The organism is Streptomyces silvisoli (genome assembly GCF_029269905.1).
Taxonomy (GTDB): domain Bacteria; phylum Actinomycetota; class Actinomycetes; order Streptomycetales; family Streptomycetaceae; genus Streptantibioticus_A; species Streptantibioticus_A silvisoli_A.
In genome coordinates this window covers 126,929-145,796 of sequence record NZ_JARJBC010000016.1, presented here as the reverse complement: position 1 = coordinate 145,796, position 18,868 = coordinate 126,929, and the positions used below count along the sequence as shown (strand labels likewise).

13 protein-coding genes are annotated in these 18,868 nt (G+C 71.3%); all 13 read right to left on the bottom strand.

The window, feature by feature from the left end:
• Positions 1-3: 3 nt before the first annotated feature.
• Genes P3G67_RS24060 through P3G67_RS24000 form a run of 13 tightly spaced genes read right to left on the bottom strand, consistent with a single transcriptional unit; the run spans position 4 to position 18,820 of the window.
• The gene (locus P3G67_RS24060) at positions 4-1,197 is read right to left on the bottom strand and encodes a YcaO-like family protein (RefSeq protein ID WP_276095330.1); all 1,194 of its coding nucleotides are present in this window, start codon (positions 1,195-1,197) and stop codon (positions 4-6) included.
• Complete coding sequence (locus P3G67_RS24055) at positions 1,194-1,787, bottom strand: pyridoxamine 5'-phosphate oxidase family protein (RefSeq protein ID WP_276095329.1); 594 nt, start codon at positions 1,785-1,787, stop codon at positions 1,194-1,196. The genes P3G67_RS24060 and P3G67_RS24055 overlap by 4 nt, the downstream gene beginning before the upstream one ends.
• The gene (locus P3G67_RS24050; protein ID WP_276095328.1) at positions 1,784-4,267 is read right to left on the bottom strand and encodes a lantibiotic dehydratase; all 2,484 of its coding nucleotides are present in this window, start codon (positions 4,265-4,267) and stop codon (positions 1,784-1,786) included. The genes P3G67_RS24055 and P3G67_RS24050 overlap by 4 nt, the downstream gene beginning before the upstream one ends.
• Positions 4,255-5,436 (bottom strand): hypothetical protein, encoded by a 1,182-nt coding sequence (locus tag P3G67_RS24045; RefSeq protein WP_276095327.1) that lies wholly within the window; start codon positions 5,434-5,436, stop codon positions 4,255-4,257. Before P3G67_RS24045 ends, P3G67_RS24050 begins: the two co-directional genes overlap by 13 nt.
• The gene (locus P3G67_RS24040; RefSeq protein ID WP_276095326.1) at positions 5,433-6,728 is read right to left on the bottom strand and encodes a class I adenylate-forming enzyme family protein; all 1,296 of its coding nucleotides are present in this window, start codon (positions 6,726-6,728) and stop codon (positions 5,433-5,435) included. The genes P3G67_RS24045 and P3G67_RS24040 overlap by 4 nt, the downstream gene beginning before the upstream one ends.
• Positions 6,704-8,053: a cytochrome P450 gene (locus tag P3G67_RS24035; RefSeq protein ID WP_276095325.1), complete on the bottom strand. Its 1,350-nt coding sequence runs from the start codon at positions 8,051-8,053 to the stop codon at positions 6,704-6,706. Before P3G67_RS24035 ends, P3G67_RS24040 begins: the two co-directional genes overlap by 25 nt.
• The gene (locus P3G67_RS24030; protein ID WP_276095324.1) at positions 8,031-9,962 is read right to left on the bottom strand and encodes a TOMM precursor leader peptide-binding protein; all 1,932 of its coding nucleotides are present in this window, start codon (positions 9,960-9,962) and stop codon (positions 8,031-8,033) included. Before P3G67_RS24030 ends, P3G67_RS24035 begins: the two co-directional genes overlap by 23 nt.
• Positions 9,959-11,617 carry a hypothetical protein gene (locus P3G67_RS24025; protein ID WP_276095323.1) on the bottom strand — a complete coding sequence of 553 codons (1,659 nt, stop codon included), beginning with the start codon at positions 11,615-11,617 and terminating at the stop codon, positions 9,959-9,961. The genes P3G67_RS24030 and P3G67_RS24025 overlap by 4 nt, the downstream gene beginning before the upstream one ends.
• A complete protein-coding gene (locus tag P3G67_RS24020) occupies positions 11,614-13,248 on the bottom strand; it encodes a hypothetical protein (protein WP_276095322.1) in 1,635 nt (544 codons plus the stop codon). The genes P3G67_RS24025 and P3G67_RS24020 overlap by 4 nt, the downstream gene beginning before the upstream one ends.
• Positions 13,245-14,351: a lantibiotic dehydratase C-terminal domain-containing protein gene (locus P3G67_RS24015; RefSeq protein WP_276095321.1), complete on the bottom strand. Its 1,107-nt coding sequence runs from the start codon at positions 14,349-14,351 to the stop codon at positions 13,245-13,247. Before P3G67_RS24015 ends, P3G67_RS24020 begins: the two co-directional genes overlap by 4 nt.
• A 4-nt stretch (positions 14,352-14,355) precedes the next feature.
• Positions 14,356-15,357 carry a lantibiotic dehydratase C-terminal domain-containing protein gene (locus tag P3G67_RS24010; RefSeq protein WP_276095320.1) on the bottom strand — a complete coding sequence of 334 codons (1,002 nt, stop codon included), beginning with the start codon at positions 15,355-15,357 and terminating at the stop codon, positions 14,356-14,358.
• Positions 15,354-18,020, bottom strand: a complete 2,667-nt coding sequence (locus tag P3G67_RS24005) for a hypothetical protein (protein ID WP_276095319.1) — start codon at positions 18,018-18,020, stop codon at positions 15,354-15,356. The genes P3G67_RS24010 and P3G67_RS24005 overlap by 4 nt, the downstream gene beginning before the upstream one ends.
• Positions 18,017-18,820: an alpha/beta fold hydrolase gene (locus P3G67_RS24000; protein WP_276095377.1), complete on the bottom strand. Its 804-nt coding sequence runs from the start codon at positions 18,818-18,820 to the stop codon at positions 18,017-18,019. The genes P3G67_RS24005 and P3G67_RS24000 overlap by 4 nt, the downstream gene beginning before the upstream one ends.
• Positions 18,821-18,868 lie beyond the last annotated feature (48 nt).

Sequence of the window (18,868 nt, the reverse complement as noted above, 5' to 3'; positions counted from 1 at the left end):
GGTTCAACTCCTGCTCGGCTGGACCGGTCGGGGGCATTCGTCACCGGTGCCGAACCGGAGACCGGGGGCGACGACCCGCACGACGGCCAGCGGTTCATTCGGGGCGGACAGCTGAACGGCCATCACCGGTTGCCCGGTTCGGTCGCTGACCAGCCGGGCGCACCGGGTCAGCTCCTCTTCCATCGAGGCGCACCCGACCCGCTCAAGGCGCTCGACCGCCTGAGCCCAGCTGCCGACCCGGTCGGAGGGGGTGCTGGGTTGTTCTGTGTCCCACCGGTGCGAGCGGTACAGCGCACCGCGTACGTCGTCACGCGTCCCGTTGATGACCGTGAGCCTGCTCTGCGCGGCCTCGGTGATCGCCCGCGACAACGCGACGGCCGGGTCGGTGTGACAGCCGGAACCGGAGTAGATGGACGGGTCCTCCGGGGACCACAGGTAGGCGACGTAACAGGGGAAGTGCGGGTCACGGGTGTTGTCCACCAGCTCCAGCCATGCGCCGGCGCTCTTGATGCGTGCGATCAGCTCGGCGCAGCCGGGGTCGTCGACGGTGTCCGGCGCGATGTGGTCGCGTACTTCGACCGGGCGGTGCAGCAGGTCGGCGGTGCTGTCCCGTTCGACGAGCTCGAACAAGGCGTGCAGTGCCGCTTCTTCGACGCAGTTGCCGCTGGCTAGGCCGTTGCTGGACACCCGAAGCAGCGGCGGCGACCAGGCAGACGAGGCCAGCGAGGAGATCGAGACGCACGGTTGCGGCACCCAGGTGGTCCGCCGGTCGCCGATGATCTCGGCCCGCAGCCAGGTCAACGGCGTGTGCTCGGTCAGCAGGCTGCGGGCGGCTCGTTGCAGGCCGGTGAAGGCGTAGGGCAGGGGTAGTTCGGCCGCCGTGGCGACGATGGGTTCTTCGTCGACATTGGGCAGGTTCTCCGCGTACCACAGTTCGATCGCCTCCATGGACGCGGAGACCTTCGCCGCGGTGTGGGTCGCTCCCTTGCCCTGGCTGACGCTCAGCGTGCTGGCCAGCGGCCGGACCGCGACCCAGGTCGGGATGCCCAGGATGTCGAGACCGGTGACGTCGGCGACCCTGCTGATGCCGCACCGGTCGAACAGGCGGGTCGCCAGTCGCCAGGTCTGCTCCGGTTCACGGGTGCGGTGGGTGCCGGTGAAGAACCGTTTGACGACCTCGTGTTGTGCGGCCGTCATCGAGGCGACACCTTGTCGCCCGCCGCCTTGGCGTCGTCCTTCCACACGCCCTGTGCGTCGTCGGCGCCCTGCTCGGCGCCGTGGTCGGGCATCTCGGACGAGAGGTCGGGCATGCTGGCGGGTTCGGCGAGCACCGGACGGCCGTCGGCGTCGAAGGTGAACCGCTGCGAGCGGAACATGTCGTCCGAGCGCCAGTGCCGCACCACCTCCGCCCGTACCGCGCAGATGGCCATCCCGGACTGCCGTGCGGTGACGAGGTCGTAGGTGTTCGCGACGCCCGAGGCGTACTTCGTGTCGAACAGCGCGCCGATCTCGGTGAGTTCGTCGTGACCAGTGATCTCCGTCGCGGTTCCGTCCAGGATGACCACCTCCTGGGCGCTGCCCAGGTGCACGGTCGCCTTCGCGTTAGCGCGCAGGTTCTTCACCTTCATGCTGGACCCGACGGTGGAGAAGACCACGCCGTCACGCCACCACACGCCCCAGACGGGGACGGTGTGGGGTCGCCCGTCCGAACGCACGGTGCAGATCCAGTAGTCGGCTGCTTCGGCCAACGCGGTCCGGATCGGCATCCAGGCTGCTTCGGCGGTCATGAGGTCCTCCCACGGTGGAGCGGTTGATATGTCTCGATCACGTACTCGACGACGTACTTTTCGGCGTTGGTGGCCAGCGGATCCGGCAGTGGTTCGGTGAACGTCAGCGTCTCGCCGGGCACAGCCATCTCGTGCGGCCTGCCGAGCGGCTGCGCCAGGTCGACGTAGGCCGGTTTGCGCACCGCGGCCCCGGTTCGGGAACGCGCCTGCTGCACGCGGTGGTCCGAGGCCCGGCCGCGCAACACGTCCCACGGATCGGGCAGCGTGGTTTCGCGCACGAACGACCGGCGCGGCACACCCGTGCGCTCGGTCCAGCGCAGCCAGGTCTGCACGTCGGTCCCGGTCGGCAGTTGCTCGCCGGGCACCTTCCACGTTCGCCGGCACAGCACGAGGTCACCGAGGGTCAGCCGGGGATAGTGGCGTACGCCGTCCTGGCCGGTGGTGGAGTCGACGAGATCCCACAGTGCGAGCGTGCTGCCCTGCGACGGCCCCAGTCGGCTCAACCAGCGGAACAGCGGTGGCGCGATGCTCGGCAGGGTCGCGTTGTGCGGTACCGGAAGCAACGTCCGGCCGGGGAAGGCCGTGCTGCGGGCGACCAGCCTGCCGTGTTCGACGCGCACCGTGACGGTGGACAGGTCGACCCGCGCGGCTGGTTCGCATTCCAGGGCGCTGCCCGGATAGGCCAGCGCGGCCGGCAGCAGCAGAGGGTGCTCGTTCGCGGTCGCACCGAACCGGGCCGCGATGTCCGTCGGCACGACGCCCGGTGGCACGGTCTTCGCGACTTCCGCGCGCAGCCGGGCGAGTTCGGCTTCGCCGAGAGTGCCGGCGACCCTGGCCGGGAAGCGGCCGAAGCCGACGCTGATTCCGTTGAGCACGAGTTGGTCACCGACCCACTGCACCGGCCATGCCGCGTTCGTCCACGGGGCCACCTCGGCGGGCAGGGCGTCGGCGAGTTCGCCCAGCCAACCGCCGTCACAGGCGACGGTGGGCAGATCGGGTGCTTCGGCGGCGAGCCTGGCCAGCCCGTCGGCCAGTTCGCCGCGCAGGCGGAGCACTTCGGCCAGCACCGGTTCGGCGGACTTCGCGATCAGTTCGTCCGCTGCCTGCCGACCGGTCTCCACGAACCAGCGGAACGCCGTCAGCAACGGCACCGCTGCGTCGCCGAACCGGGCTCGGAAGCAGACCGCGGCAGCGAGTTGGAAAGGCAGCTCACCGCCGAGCAGTGGCGCGATCCGCTGGACCCGGCCGAGGTCGGCGAGCATTCGCGTGGTCGGCGACGGGCCGTCGGCGGCGTCCACCGCGACCAGGTCCTCGGTGATCAGCAGCCGGTCGCCGCCCTCGTCCTGTCGCCCGCAGGCCTCGGCGAGTCGGCGAACACCGTCACGGGCCCGGCCGGACCGCTCTCGCACGCTCGACGCGGACAGCGGCTCGGACGTGGACGACGACTCGATCGCGTGCAGGGCGCACAACGCGTCATGGACCGCCCGCGCACTCTCGTCGCGGGTGCCTACCGCCTCGGCGGCGACCGCGAGCGTCTCCCGGCCCCAGCCGGGCAGGTACGGGCCGGCCTCGATCAGTCCGTTGTGGATCAACTGACGCAGGGCGTGCGGAACGGTTCCGGACGGGCACAGCTCGGCGAGTCGTGCCGGGGTACGCAGTCGGGCCAGCAGCGCCGCCAACTGTTCGGTGCAACGCGCGCTCCGCTGACCGTCGCCCGCCAGCCAGCTCACCCGGCCGTCGGCGACGGTCGCGCTGGGATTCGCGGTCAGCAGCACCCGCCCGGTCGGCAGCACGGCCAGCCCCGACGTGCCGATCCAGTCACGCACCCAGTCCACCGTGCGCCGGTCGATTCTCACGTGGCTGCTCGGTGGGCGATGCGTGGCTCCGGGCAGCAGCACGGTGGAGTCGGTGAACCGGGCGAACGGGCTCGGCTTGGTGGCGGCCCGCTGCACCAAGCGCAGCAGGGTCAGCGCACGTCGCCGGGAACGTGCCGACATGCTGCCCGGATCGTCGGTCGACACGGCCGACACCAGGCCGGGTACCGACATCTCCACCGACGCGGCGAAGCCGGGGTCGGCCAGCGCCGCACGCAGTGTCCGCCGCGTCGACGCGGCCAACTCGTCGGTGCACCGGCGAAGCGCCTCGGCGCATCGGTCGCGGTCGGCTATGGCCAGTTGGTAGGCCGCAACACCTTCGACCGGTGGTATCGCGGTGAGCGGGCGGACGTTGAACGCGTCGCGCCTGGCGCGCAGCAGCTGCCGTCGCTGGTCCTGGTCCGCCACCGGAACCAGTGGGGCGATGCGGTCCGCTATCGCGCCGCCGATGAGCCGGCAGCGTTCCGCGGCATCCGCCAGCTCCTGTGCCGCGCGCCATACCCCGTCGCCGCCCAGGCCGCGCAGGACGTCGACGGCGACGCGGCAGCGCCGCCGGACCATCACCGGACTGAGCCGGGTCTCCTCGGGCTCGGTCAATCGCGCCACGTCGCCTTCAGCGGCAGGCTGTCCAGGCCACGGTGCAGGAAGTGCGGTGTCCACTGCGGATCTCCCGCTAGGGTCAGCGCCGACCAGCGCCGCGCCGCGGCAGTGAGCAGCGCGGTGCCCTCCAGCCTGGCCAGGTGCGCACCAAGGCAGACGTGCCGTCCCTCGCCGAAGCTCACCCCGGCGAGCTGGCCGGGGGAGCGGCCGGTGGCCAGCAGTTCGTGGTTGGCCGCGCCGAGCATGATCTGGACCGGATCGCCCTTGGCGATCAACTCCCCCTCGACCAGCACGTCTTCCAGTGCCACGCGTGCGGTGAAGGTCAGCGGCGACTCGCCGAGCAGCACCTGGTCGACCACGTCCCCGGCGGCCGCGCGGTCCTCGGCGAGCCGAGCCAGCAGGCCGTCCTGGGTAGCCAGCTTCAGCAGTAGCGCACTGAGCATGTTTCGCGAGGTGTCATGGCCGGCGAGGTACAGGCTGAACACAGTGGCGACGGTCTCGACCCTGCTCAGCAGGCTGCCGTCGGCCGTTGCCGCCAGCACCGAGCCCGCCGACAGCCGCTCCGGCGCGGCCAGCCAGTCACCGACGAGTTCGGTGAGTTCATCGAGCGCGGTGATCGCGGTGTCCACCGCGGCCTGTTCGGCCGCACCGGTACTGAGCCCGCCGCCGGTGCTGATCGCCCGGCAGAGCCGCGAAACCCGCGGGCGGTCCTCGGGTGGTACGCCGACCAGGTCGCCGACCACCGCCACCGGCAGCCGGGAACTGACGGCGGCGACCCCGTCGAACTCCCTTGCCGGACCGATGTCGTCGAGCAGGCCGTGCACGGCCGACGTGATCCGGTTCTCGCGTGCCCGGATCGCCCGTGGTGTGAACGCCGGGGACAGGATCCTGCGCAACCGGTCGTGGTGGGCGCCCTCGGCTTCCAGGAGCAGGCTGCGCACGAACTCACCGTGCTTGCTGCCCTCACCCCAGTTGGCGTCGGCACCCGGGCCCGGCATCCGGAACCTGGTGTCACGCAGCACCATCCGGGCCGCGGCGTAGCCGACGACCAGCCACGTCCGTCCTGGCTCGCTCCACTGCACCGGCCCGCGTCTGTGCAACTTCTCGTACAGCGCGGCCGGGTTGCGCAGCAGCGTCGCGGTCACCCTCGCCCGGGCCGCCGCGTCCGCGCTCACCGCAGCACCTTTCCGCGTTCGCTGTACGCGGCGTCCTCGCCAGCCGTGATCGTCACGCGCTGCGGTACGACGGGTTGGGGTAGCGCGCCGCAGACCTCGCGAACGCGGCGCTCGGTGGTCTCACCGACGACCGTCACGACGATCCGATCGGCAGGACCGCTGCGATCGACCGATACGGCGGCGTCGAGCACCCCGGGCAGGGCGCGCACCGCCGCGGCGACCGCGTTGGGATACACGCTGACGCCATCCACCTTGATCAGGTCGTCGCTGCGGCCGTCGAGGAAGTACCCGGTGCCCGCCGGGTCGAGGTGAGCGAGGTCGCCGGTGCTGACCGCGCCGTCGGCGTTCCGCAGCAGTCTGCCGTCACTGGCAGCGAACCGGGTGTCCGGGCCCTTCGTCCACAGGGTGCCCACACCGTCCGCTCCGACATCGGCCAGCCACACCGGTTTGCCCGGTAGCGGACTGCCGATGTGCCCGTCCTCACGCACCTCGCGACCCACGGTCAGCAGGCCGGTCTCGGTGGAGCCGAGCATGGTCAGGAAGGAGCAGCCGGTGAACCCGGCGCTGATCCGTTCGGCTCGCGCCGCGGTCAGCCCGCCGCCCGCGGGCACGAGCGACAAACCGCGGTAGTCGCCACTGGAAGCGGCGCGTCCGCCGAGCGCGGCCAGCACCGGCGCGGCGAGGCAGACTCCCTTTCGGCCGTCGAGTTCGCGCACCGCCACGTCCCAGCGGTGGGGCGCGAACAGCACCAGATCGCGAGCGCGCAGGATGGCTGGGACGACGGTCATGTAGAAGGCGGCGGCGAAGTCGAGCGCCGAGCAGGCCGCGAAGACCTCGGCGTCGGCGTATTCGGGCATCCCGTCGGCGTACAGCCGTACCGCGTCGGGCAGCGCGGCCGGATCGCCGAACAGCAGCCTTGGCTGGGCCGTCGTACCGGAGGTCGCGGTGGCGTAACTGACGCCGGGTACGGAACCCGGTGGCGAGCAGGACGCCCCCGCCTGCCACAGCACTTCACCGACCGCTTCGCCCGTGCTCCACCGCCCTGGATCGCCGAGCACCCAGCTAGGTGCCGGATCGGCGAGGCCGACCGCGAGCAGGCCGATCACCGAGCGCACCGAGCCGTCCGACGGAACCACCCAGCCGTACGGCGAAGGCGGTAGGTCAGTGGCCAGCTCACGGGCCCGCGCCACCAACTCCGGCCAGCGGTAACGGCCGTGCTCGGTGACCAGGCCGGTTGGCGCGGTCGCCAGTGTGTCGACGGCGGCGCTCAGCCATGGTCGAGAATCGCCCATGTCACCCACTCCCGAATGGTTTGCGGTGGATCGGTCAGGTCGGGCCGCTGGTGCCCCCGCTCTTGCAGCACCGTCGCGGCCACCACGCGCTCGACGGAACTCAGCGGCCGGTCGAGGTCGTGCTCGGCAAGGGCTTCGGTGAGCGCTTCGGTGAGTGCGTCGGTCGGCGGGGCGGCGGGTGCGGTCCAGCCCACCAGCAGTCTGCGCGGCATGTCGAAGCGGATGTGCCGCACTCGTTCGACCTCGGCCTCGGTGAGCGCGCAACCGGGCACGATCCGGTGCAGTGCACCGAACAGTTCCTGTGCCTGGTGCCGGGCCAGCCGGGCGCCGAGACAGCGGTAGGCGCCCCAGCCGAAGGACAGCACCGCCCGCCCGGCGACGGTGCTCTCCGCGCCTTCCGGCTGGGTGTCGAGCCGGTTGGCGTCGGCGATTCGGACTGAGATCACCTGGCCCGCCTCGAACCGGAAGCCATCCAGGTCGATCGGCTCCCGGACCATCCGCTCCAGGGTCTTGAGCGGGGGTTCGGCACGCAGCGCCTCGTCGATCAGAGCGTCGCGCACCTCCACGTTGGCCAGCGCGCCGGGGGTGGTGAGCAACCGGGCAGCCGCGTTTCCCAGCATGCCGGCCACGGTCTCCAGGGAGGCCTGGATGAGCATGACCGTGTTCGCCTCGAAGTCCACATCGGACAGATCGCCGATCTCGCCGCTGTTCCACGCGCCGAGAACCGTTCCGTCGGGAGCGCCGACCCGGGCTGTCGCGATCGCCTCGCGAATGGCCACGAGCGCCGCGTGCCCATCCCGTACCGCCTGGGCCGGATCGGCCACCCTGGACGCGTAGGCGACAAGGGCGAGCCGCTGGCTGAGCTTGTGCAATCGGCTGAACTCGGCCGGTCGCAGTCCGAGCAGGTGAGCGCCGACATCGATGGCGTAACGGAACGCGACTTGCGTCATGAACTCGCAGCCGCCGTCACCGGCCAGGCCGGTGACGATCCGTTCGGCGATCTGCCGCATCGCCGGTACCAGTGCGGCAACGGCGTCCGCGGTGAAGAAGCGACCGAAGGCCTTGCGCAGCGCGGCGTGGCGCTGCGGTGCGGCCTGCAACATGATCCGTTCGGCGAACTCGGCCAGTTCGGCGGCGAGCGGGCGCACCTCGGCGGGCAGCCGAGCCGTCAGCACCGCCATCACCGGCGCGGACTCGACGACACCGAGCCGGTCGTCGCTCAGCAGGCGCACCGCGACGGACCGGTCGGTGACCGTCCAGCCGAGGCCGCCCGGCAGCGCGCTCACCCCCGGCGGGGGCGTCTCAAGGAAATGGGTGGGGCTCATGCCAGACCTCCCTCATCGATGCCTGCGCCGGGTCGACCCCGTTGCGCAGCTGGAAAGCCCGGATCGTCGCGGCACCGGGCAGCCTGCGGTGCAGGTGTCCGAAGGTCATCGGTGCGGTGCCCGGTACGACCGCCTTGACGCAGCGCAGTCCGAGCCTGTGCAGTTCGACGGTGGTGTGGTCGGCGACGATCACCTCCCGGCCCGCCCGCTCACCGACCGCCAGCATGGCTGCCAGGTCGGCCGCGATGTCTCCCTGCGGGGTGAGCAAGCCGGGAACAGGCGACTCGACTGTCGACATCGGCCCGTTCGGCTGCTCAAGTAGGAAGGCGAACCTCTCACGGGCCCGTGGCAGCGCGGCGACCAGCGCGTGGTCGGTCATGTGCCGGACCCGTTCCGGCTGCTCGAATGCTCTGATCAGCTCGTCCTGAGGGCGAGCCCGGTAGTTGACCGAGATGGCCGGTGCCGCGGCGGCCATCTCCTGTACCGCGCCCAGCAGCGCCGAGGAGACGGTGAGCGCGCAGCCTGCGGTGCTCAGCGTCGCGGGCTCGGCCGGATCGTCCGACGTGGACACCAAGATGACCACCGGCACGCCGAACTCACCGACCGCGCGGAAGGCCCGGATCTCCCGGCCGGTGTGATGACGCAGCATGCGCAGCGCGGCGGCCACCCGCTCGTCGACCGGATCGGTGAGATCGAGTTCGGGCAGCGGCGTGCGGGAGTACCACGCGCAAAGGAACGCGTCCCGTTCGGCGATCTCCAGCAAGCTGGCGAGCAGTGCCTCCTCGACGCCCGAGCCGAGTGCGCAACCGTTGGAGTTCTCGTACACGAACGCGGGGCCGGTGTCGGTGCGCTGAGTCGCCCCGTAGTAGGCGACATGGAAGGGCAGCAGGGTCTCCCGCCCGGTGCGCACCGAGTACGCGCGGGCCCAGCCCGTCGGTGTGTGCGGGGTGAACGCGGTGTACTCGAAACCGGCGGTGCGATAGGCATCGTCCTCGTGCAGGCCGAGGTCCCGGGGGTCGACGGCGTTGTCGAGATCGGCGAAGGCGGCCATCCGCACCGGGTCGCGGCCGCCGCAGTGCCAGCCGGCGTACCGTTCCAGCCCTTCCAGCACCGCGCTGGTGCGGGCGGTCGCGTAGTCGTCCGCCCGGCCGATGGCGATCTCGGCGAACCCCCACGCGGTCGGCACGTCCGCCTGTACCGAGGGCAGTGCGGCATTGCCGGCCAGCGCGGGTGCGGTTGCCAGCCCGGACCAGGGATCCAGGTACTCGTCCTCCAGCCGCTCGCTGAACCACGTCGCCTTGAACCGGCGCGTCTGCCCGACACCCAACGCGGGGATCGGCCGGTGCAGTTCCGGCAGCGGTGGTGGGATCGGGGTGCTCGCCGCCACGCAGTGCGCCGACCGGCACAGCGTGTGCGGAAGCACCGGGTGCCAGTCACCGCCGATCCCGCCGATGTCCACCACGTAGGCAGCGCCGCTGCTGCGCGGTCGTTCGCCGGCGTCCAGCCGGTCGAGCTCGTCGGCCAGCACCGCGGCCAGCAGGTTCGGGGTGGCCGGTGGCCACCAGTACTCGCCTGCCCGCGCTGCCAGCGGGCGCAGTTCGGCGTCGGTCGACGCCCCGGCTGGCCGGTCGATCGCACGCACCCGCAACGCGAGGCAGCGGGGGCATCCCACGACGCCCGGCTCGATGATCGGACCGAGCACCAGCCTGCCCCGCATCCCGTGGATCGGCAGGATCGGGACGTCGGCCGCCGGGAGATCCGCGAGGTCGGCGTCCCAGCTCAGGTCGACCAGGACGCCGAGCCGGTCCGCAGGCAGGTGGTCCGCGTCGTCGGTCACCGTTGTGCCTGCACCTGCGGCACGCCGCAGCAGGCGCAGCACATCGGCGTTCGCCGCCATCACCGCCGTCACAGCGATACTCCGACCAAGTGCCCGGAGACCAGCGGCGGCAGGCCGACGGGTCGCACGGTGCGCCCCAGGGCCGAGCAGATCCGGTCCAGTTCCGCTACCGCCGGGTGCCGGGGCTTGGCGGCCGGGACCGGAGCGTCCGTCTCGCCGGACAGCTCGCCGGACAGCTGTACGGCGCCCAGCGCGGCCAGCAGCGCCCGCTCCTGCGCATGCTCGGCGTCGATGCCCGTCAGCGGTCGCCGCCCGGCGGCCTTGGCGCGCCACAGACCGCAGGCGTGCGCCTCCAGCACGACCGGTGGCAGGTCCCCGGCGAGGCCAGCCAACCGGGCCCTCACCTGCCCGCCCGAACCGGGCTCGGCCGGGGCCCAGCCATCGCTGAGTCGCGTGTCGGCCCAGCGCAGCAACGCACGTCCCAGTGCCTCGGAGCGGTCGGTACCGACGTCGAACTGCTCGCCGGTGTGCCCGGCGACGGCGTCGCGCACGGCCAGGAGCGCCGCTTCGTGGCGGGCGTCGGCCATGGTCTCGGCCACGATGAGCGGACCGTCGCCGTGTGCCACGGGCGCGACCCGGCCCGGGGGATTGGTCTCCAACCGCACAGCGGTCAACGGCAGTTGTCGGTATTGCTTGGGGGAGCAGGTGACCAGTGGTCCGAAACAACGCGCGCCGAACACCACATCCGGGTAGCGGCCCTCGCGGGCAACCGGAGCGGGGTCGTCGGCATGTACGTCCGCGGCCGGGCAACCCGGGTCCGGGTCGACCGCCGTCCGCCAGATACTCAGCCGCGTCAGGTCGACGACAACACCCTCGGCGAGCCGATCGACCTCGCGCGTCGCGACGTGCTGGAACAGTTCCTGGCCGAGTACGGCGGCGGCGAGGGCGACCTGGGTGTGGCCAAGCCCGTCGGATGCCGGGAGCGCCACGCAGGGGTGCACCAACTTGCGCCAGGCGCAGCGCAGGCAGGCGGTACCCGAGCCGGGCAGTTGTCCCTTCAGCAGCATCGCTTGGCCTCGCACGACGCCGAGCCACGCACCAACGCCCGCCTCGGCGGCGCGATCGGCCAATGCGAACGCCGCGTCGGCTTCGTCGGCGCCGAAGACACCAACCACTGTCCGGCCCTCCAGACCGGACGAGGAGCCCAGCCGCAGCGGCCTGCCACGCTCCGCGTACTCCTCGGCCAGTTCGCGCAGTTCCGCGTCGGGTTCCCCGTCGACGACGGCGATGTCGGCGAAGCCCGTCTCGGCCAGCGCGGCGGCGAGCACGGTGGCCCGTCGTGCGTCGCCGACCACGGCGACCTGGGCGCTGCGGACGCGCTGCAACGCGGTCTGCGCGTCCGGGGTCATGTGCCGCAGGAACTCCATCTGCTGCGGGAACGCCTCGGCCAGCCGAGGATCCTCCGTGTCCGGTTCACGCCGGAGTACCTGACGGGACTCCAGGGCGCCGATCAACTTCCGTACGTAGTCGACCTGTTCGGGGCGCAGCGACGCGTAGAGCTGCTCCGGCCGCACGCCCCCGTCCAGCAGCGGAGCCAACTGCTGTACCCAGGCGGCGGCGTTCGGGCCGCGCAGGGTGAACGAGCCGGCGGTGGTGCGGATCCAGATGCCGTCACGCACCGGCATGTAGTAGGCGTCGGCGCGAAGCCGCAGCAACGTCTCGGTCATTTCCTGCCCCCCGTCACCCCGGTCGCCGGGTTCATTCCACTCTCCAGGTAGAGCCCGCGCCGGTACCGTCCGACCCCGATCACCAGCAGCGAGGTGAGGCCGCGTTCGGCGAGGCCGAGCGGTTCGTCGAGGTCCTTGCTGACGAACCCGAGTACCGGGTGCGCCGAGTAGCCGTCGCGGCTCGCGGCGACGGCCAGCCGTTGCGCCAGCAGCCCCGCCAGCAGGTGCTGGCCCCGGTAGGCGACCGGGCCGTTCACCCCGTGCTGCGGATCGGCCGCACCGACCAGTACCGCGATCAGCGGCACCTGGCGGAAGTTCATGTAGGAGCCGAACAGGCTCGCCTGCACCACTTCGCCGAACGTACCGGTGGCCAGCTCGGCAAGCTCCCCGTGCGGTAGCGGTAGATAGGCGCCCGGTGCCGTGCCGGTGACCGCGCGGGCCAGCAGCAGACACCGCGGATGGGCGATGCCGCTGCCCGCGCCGGGGACGTCGCAGTCCAGCGGTGCGGCCACCTGCGCCATCCAGCGGGCGACCTCGTGGGGGCCGACCGGTTCGCCGCGGAACTGCTCGCCCAGCGCGGTACGCGCGAGCGCGTCGGCGACCGTGACCGGCTCGTCGGCGACGCTCGGCAGCGTGGCCTGCCGACTGACCGGCAGCTCGTCGACGGGGACCGGCGCGAGGTCCAGCGGCTCACCCGGCCGGCTGGCGAGCAGGCAGGCCGCGTGCATCCGGGTGGCACCCGCTGCCGGGTCCACCCGCTTGCCTCCCCGCCAAGGCAGCACGCCGACACCCGTCGAGGCCCGCTCCGCCGGTGCGGCGTCCGTCTCCCCGGCACCCGGGCCGACGTCCACCACCACGGGCGCGGCCTCGTCAGCGTCGTCGAGACCGAGCTGGGCGAGCAGCAGCCGTTCGTCCACGCCGAACGACACCCGGCAGGGACGTCCCCACTGCCGCGCCACCAGCGCGAACTGACCGAGCACGGCACCGGTGTCCATCGCGGCCAGCCGGTAGGAGAAGTCACCGTACTTGAAGTGGTTCTTCCACAGCGGCACCGTCAACACGATGCGCACGCCGCCGTCGGCACGCCCGATGCCCAGCGGTGGCCGACCCGTCGCCAGCGGCACCAGCGCGTGCCGGGTCGCGTCGTAGTGGTAGACGCCAGCCGGGAGCTGGGCATCGCCGGTGCCGACGGTGACGTAGCACTCGGCGGGAAAGGTCACTCCGCCCGAAGGGACCGCACGCCGCAACTGGTAATGCGGGTCGCGATGCACCGGTGTGGGCTCTTCAGGACTGCTCTTGGCAATGCCCTCCGGGTACCAGCGCACCCCACTCAGGCCGTACCCGGCGTGCAGTAGCGCTCCGAGCCAGGCCAACAGGCCGCGGTCGGCGACCGCGTCAGCCGCGGTCGGGCCACCGCGGAGCAACTGGCGGGGCAGCGGCGGCAGATCGATCCTGGGCAGGTCGTCGTACCAGCGGAACGGACTCGGCACGTTCCGCCAGTCGATCTGCCAGTTCGTCGGATAGATCTCCGCGAAGGTGCCACGCAGCCGCCGGACGAAGGCGTCGACACCGTCCGTGTCCAGCGGTGCGGTTCCGGACGCCGTCGCGGTAGCGGGGTGTGGAGCAGTCATCCGGCGACCTCGGCCTCCGGCCGCACCGAGCGGATCAGCTCGGCCGCGTCGAGGTCGTACTCTTCCTCGAAGGCGCGCGCCACCAGGTAGAACAGCGTGTATCGGTCGGCGAGTTGGAAGCCGAGCCGGAACAGATGCCAGTTGACGTAGGCCTGCGCCAGCCGGGAGGCCAGGAACCGGCGGTCCTCGCGGATCATGCCCTGGTAGTACTGGTTGTCGGCGATGGCCCGGTGGATGCCGGCGACCGGCGGCTCGGGCAGGTCGGCCAGCCACGGCACCTTCGGCCGACGGTACAGCCCGTCCGGCGACGGAGTGAGCTTGGCGACCTCGTTCCTCTTCGGCGTCGCGTAGAGGAAGAACCGGCCTTCGTCGAAGCCCTGCTGGATGAGTGGCAGGTAGCCGCGCAGCGTCGTGACCCATTGGGCGGCCAGCGGCGGCAGCTCGGCGAGGTCACCGTCCGGGTCGCGCATGCCCTCGACGAGGGCACGCAGCCGCGGCCGGAGTTTGTCCCGGTTGGCCTCGTAACGTTGCGCGTGCCGGGCCCTGGTGCCTTCCGGGTCCCGGATGAGCAGCATGTAGCCCTCGAAGGTGGCGAGGTAGGACAGGTAGCCGGCCTTGAAGCCGTGCTTGCCGATGCTCGGCGGTAGCCTGCTGGCCAGCAGCGCACCACTGCACACGAGCATGTCGAACGTCAGGGCCATCCGAAGGGCCCGGTCGCCACGCGTCGCGCGAATGGCGTCCAGTGCCCAGGGGGTGGTGTCGGCCCAGAACGACTCCGCGAGTCCCACCCCGGCCGGGCCGCCGAGCCAGTCGTGTTCCCGGTTGTAGGGCCGGTAGTCGAACAGGTTCTCCCGCGCGGCCGGACCGACGCTCTCACTGATGCGGGCGGACAGCCGCCGTGCCACGGACGGACTGTCGGTGTCGAAACGCAGCCGCAGATACGGCCTGCCTTCGAAGTTCTCCCGGAGGTAGAACCAGCTTCGGGTCTCGCCGAGCTCGACCGAGTGGTCGAGGGTCGGCGCCGCGACATCGAGCAGGAGGTCCTCCTGCACCGACCACGGCACGTTGACCGTCAGATCTCCTTGCGGGCTGCCAGTCGACATCTCGTCAGTCCTTCCTCGCCGCGTCCGCCAGGGCCTGGGGACGGGACACGTTCTCGGTGACCGCACGGTGGGCGAGATAGGCGACGAAGCACTCGCCCTGCGGACGGACGTTCATCCGGTTGTTGGTGGTGTGCAGGTACTGGCAGAGCAGCGCGGCGATCGCGACGAACGGTGGCGCTGACCGCTCCACCTCGGACGGCCATACGCTGCCGTCGGCGACCAGCGGGCGCAGCCGCGCCACCGCTGCGTCCATCGTGCGTTCCCAGTGCTCGCCCAGGCCCTTGCCGATGGGCCTGCCCTCGACAAGGTCGGCGACCAGCGACTGGTACCGGGCTCGTTGGTGGTCGTACTGCCGTGCCCAGGCGGCGAACATCTTCTGCGCATCCGGCAGGTAGCTCTGCCAGCGTTCCTGATAGGACCTCAAGAAGACGGTCCTGGCGTCGTCGTCGAGACCCAGCGACCGGCTGGTGATCAGCAGCAACTGGAGGGCGATGCCCAGTCGGGCGTTGTCGCTGTCGACTTGGCGCAGGACCTGTCCGGTGAGCATGCTGCTCACGTCGAACACGTCCTCGGCGATCGCGACGCCGACCGAGCCACCGTACTTGGCCAGTTCGGGGACGTAGTCGATCCAGCGCAGGGTGTTCGCCGGTTCTGCGGTGCGCAGCTCGGGATCGGCGTCGGATCCGTGTTCGAGCAGGCTCAGCTGGCGCAACGAGGCCAGCAGCCGCTCGGGATCGACATCGGTCGGGCCCGGGTGTTCGGTGAGGTAGCCGGTGAGCCGCTCCTGTGCCCGCGAGCGGACTCGCTCCGCGTGCTCGGCCTCGACCTGCAGCCGGACGCGCAGGTGCGGGCCGCGTTCCCAGTGCCGCAGGAAGAACGCCCTGCGCAGCAGGCCCTGCGACCGCAACTCGTCGAACATCGGCAGGACCGCTTCGGTGACCAGCTGATCGGTGTTGCCGTGGTAGAAGGCGTGGACGGACAGCCAGGTCAGGTCGGTTCCGGTCATCGCGCGGGTCCTGAGGTCTCGATGGTGAACTCCTGGGTGGGCAGCGAATCGAGCTCCCCGGAGGCAGCGCTGCCCGGCTGAGCCGTACCGGCGTTCTCGTCGCCCGGTGCGGGCAGGCATTCCTGCACGGTCAACTCACCCCCGGTGCGCCGCATGGCCCGTTGCCAGGTGCGCACGCTGGTCACGCTGGTGAAGTCGAGGAAGGCCGGCTTGCGTTCGGCCGCGCTGGGGAAACTCACCAGCGTCCGGGTCAGCCGCTCCCGCTCTTCGTCGGACACCACGACCAGCGGGTCGGGGACGGTGAAGGACCGCCAGAAGACCCGCTCCGGCAGGCCGAGTGAGCGTCGCCAGGCCCGTACCGTACGAAACGCGGCCGCATCGTCCACCCGAGTCAGATCAGGCAGTTCGGCGCGCGGGATCTTCCAGGTCCTGCGGGCCAGTACGACGTCGTCCAGACACAGTCTCGGATAGGCCCGTACCTCCGTACTGTGCCCGCCACGCTGGTCGACCCGGTCCCACCAGGCGAGGTTGCCCAGGCTGCCGATGCCGAAGAAGTTCAGGAACCGGTACAGCTGCGGTGCCAGATCGTTGAGCAGGAAGTTCAGCGTCACCAGCCGCAGCGGCGGTCCCTGCTTCCCGTTGCGCAGCAGCAACCGTCCGGTCGCCGGATCGACCTCGGCCCAGCAGTCCTCAAGTGAGATCCCGGGCCCGCCCCAGTCGTTCGGGGTTCCGCATGGGTAGCGCAGATGGGTGCCCAGCAACGACGGGTGCACGTTGGCGTTGATGCCGAGCACCGCGGAAAGGTCGGTGAGTGGGGCGGCAGGGTCGTCGTCGGCCGCGATGTCGGCGCGGACGGCCTCGGTGAACCCGGTGGCCGGTCGCGGTGCCATGGCGTAGGCCGCGCAGAACCGGGAGATCGCCCGCCCGTAGCCGGTGGCGCCGCTGTTGACGACCAGCCGCTCACCGTGCTCGGCCGAGTAGCGCTGCACCTGCCAGTGCACCCTGGGCCAGCGGGACACCCACTGCGGCGCTCGCTCCGAGATCTCGGCCAGCCGTGCACCGTCGAGTGCGGCCTCCGGCCGGGACGGGTCGATCACGGGCTGTCGCAGGATCTCGTCCTGGACGCGCCGCAACTCGCGGGGCACAGGCGCGGTCACGTCCACCAGCCGCGCCGTCAGCAGGGCGCGCAGTTTCGGCGTCGACATCGCCGAGTACAGGGTCAGCAGACGGTGCGGCCCGGGGCCGAAGGCCTCCAGCACCACCTGACCGGCGATCGCCCGTACGTGGGCGTCATCGTCGAACAGGGGTATCAGCCGATGCATCGTGGCCAGTGCTGGCAGGTGCCGCTCCCAGCGGTCGCGGGGTTCGCGCTGCGCGGCGGTGACCACCGAGTCCTCGTAGACGAGAGTCCGTGCCGCGTCAAGTGGCGGCAGCGGCACCTCGCAGAGTCCGGCCAACTCGGCGATGGCGGCACGCGCGGTCTCAAGCAGTTGGGCTCGGGCGTCGGTGTCCTCGCCTCCGAAGCGCGCTTCCACCTCGACCAACCGCTCCACACAGGCACGGAGAATCTCGTCGGCGTCGCGCAGGCACTCCGCGATCCGCGGCAGCGGATCGGGCTCCTGCTCGCCGATGTTCAGGTCACGCGCCAGCACGCCCTGGTCGATCAGGCCCGTCAGTTCACCGTCCGCGCCGGGCAGTTCGGCGCACCGCTTCCGCAGCTCCTGTTCGAGGATCGGTTCGTCAGCCGGTAGCGCGAGCACGGCAGCGAGTACCGGAGACGGTTGGACCCGCACGATCCGTTCCACCGCGGCAGCGGTGTGCGTACCGTCCCGCCCTCTGACGATGAACACGACGCCCTTGGCTGATGCCGCCGCGTAGGGTGCCCGGCGGAGCACGGTGGTACCGGCGAGCGCGGGGTGTGCGGCCAGGGTGCGCTCCACCCAGTTCACCAGCTGACGCGGCAACCGGCACACCGACTGCCGTACATCGGCGCCGGGGTTGTCCGCGGCCGACTCGTCATCGATCAACATCGGCCGGGTGTGGACGAGTTGCCCGAACGGGGACGGCTTCAGCGCGCTCCGGCTGACCAGGTTCACCAGGGTCGCTTCGGTGGTGCGGGCACGCTTGCCGCGCGAGGCGCCTGCGGCCACGTCCGCGGCGAACCTGTCGAGGTTGTGCAGCATGCCGTCCGCGGTGAGCTGTGCGGTGGTGCGCAGCTCACTGCGGGCGGCGACCTCGGCCAGTACCCGTTGTTCGGTCGTCCAGGCCTGGTCGTAGTCGGCCACGAGACGCTCGGCGAGTTCGGCGCGGGTCGCGGCCAGTGCGACGAGTTCGGTGAGTCCGGGTATCCGTGCCGCCTCGGGCAGCTCGGAGATCGGCCGAAGATCGGCTTCGGTCAGTTCTCCGGCCCGGTGCAGAGCCCGGCGCAGGGCCAGAACCTCGCTGCGCTGCCTGCGATCGGCCAGAGTCGGCACCACATCGGTGAGTGCGTCGGCGACCGAGGGGGCGCACGCGGCCCAGGCCTGCTCCACCTGGTTCAGCTCGTCGGCGAGTTCGGCGACCTTCGCCGAGCTGAGTTCACCGAGTACCGACACCGGGATGCCGCAGACGCGGACCACGCCGTGCGGCACGAGACGAGTGTTCTCCTCCGGCCGGCTGGTCACGCCGCACCTCCGTGCGTCACGGTCGTCCGCTCGTCCTGTGCGTCCGGTCCGGTCGGGGTCTGCGCCGCGGGTGGCTTGGTGTCGCGACCGGCGGCACGGGCGGCGGAGCGCCTGCGCTCATGGAATGTGGTGCGCTGCTCGGTGATCCGTGTGGAGAACTCCTCGACCGCTGCGACGAAGGTGCGCGGACTGTCCGGTGGTACGAGGTGTCCCGCGCCGGCGACCACCGCGACGTCGGCGCCCGCCTTGGCAGCCGGCTGCACCGCGAGCCGCTCGTTCTCCAGCAGCGCGCCGTTGATCAGCAGTACCGGCAGACCGAGCCGCTCGATGTCCTCGACCTGCGGCAGCGTCAGGCATCCATCGCTCAGCTCGGCCGTCGTGGCGGTGAGGAGCCGCTCCCACTCGGGCCCGTGCACCTGCGCGAAGTGCGCGCGAGCGCCCTGCTGGTCGGCGGCCATGTCGGTGAACGCCGTAAGCCAGCGACCGAGTGTGCTCGGCCCCACGATCAATGAGTATCCGGACAGTACGACGCCGTGCACCGCACGGCTGCCTTCGGCTGCCGAGGCTCGCAGCGCGACGGCGGCACCGAGGTAGGAGAGCCCGACCACCAGCGGAGGCTGCGGTTGTGCTCGGATCGCCGCCCTGACTCGGTCGATCGCGACCGCGGCCGGATGGCTCGGCAACTCCTCGTCCGTCCCGTGGCCGGGCAGGTCGACCGTGACCACCGGATGGGTCCACAGGCCCTGACATGGTCCGTAGTGCGTGTTCGCCGTGCCCATCAGGCCGTGGACGAGAATCACTGGTCGCAAGTGCCGAGTCCTCTCTGTGTCGCCGCACCGTGTGCTGAC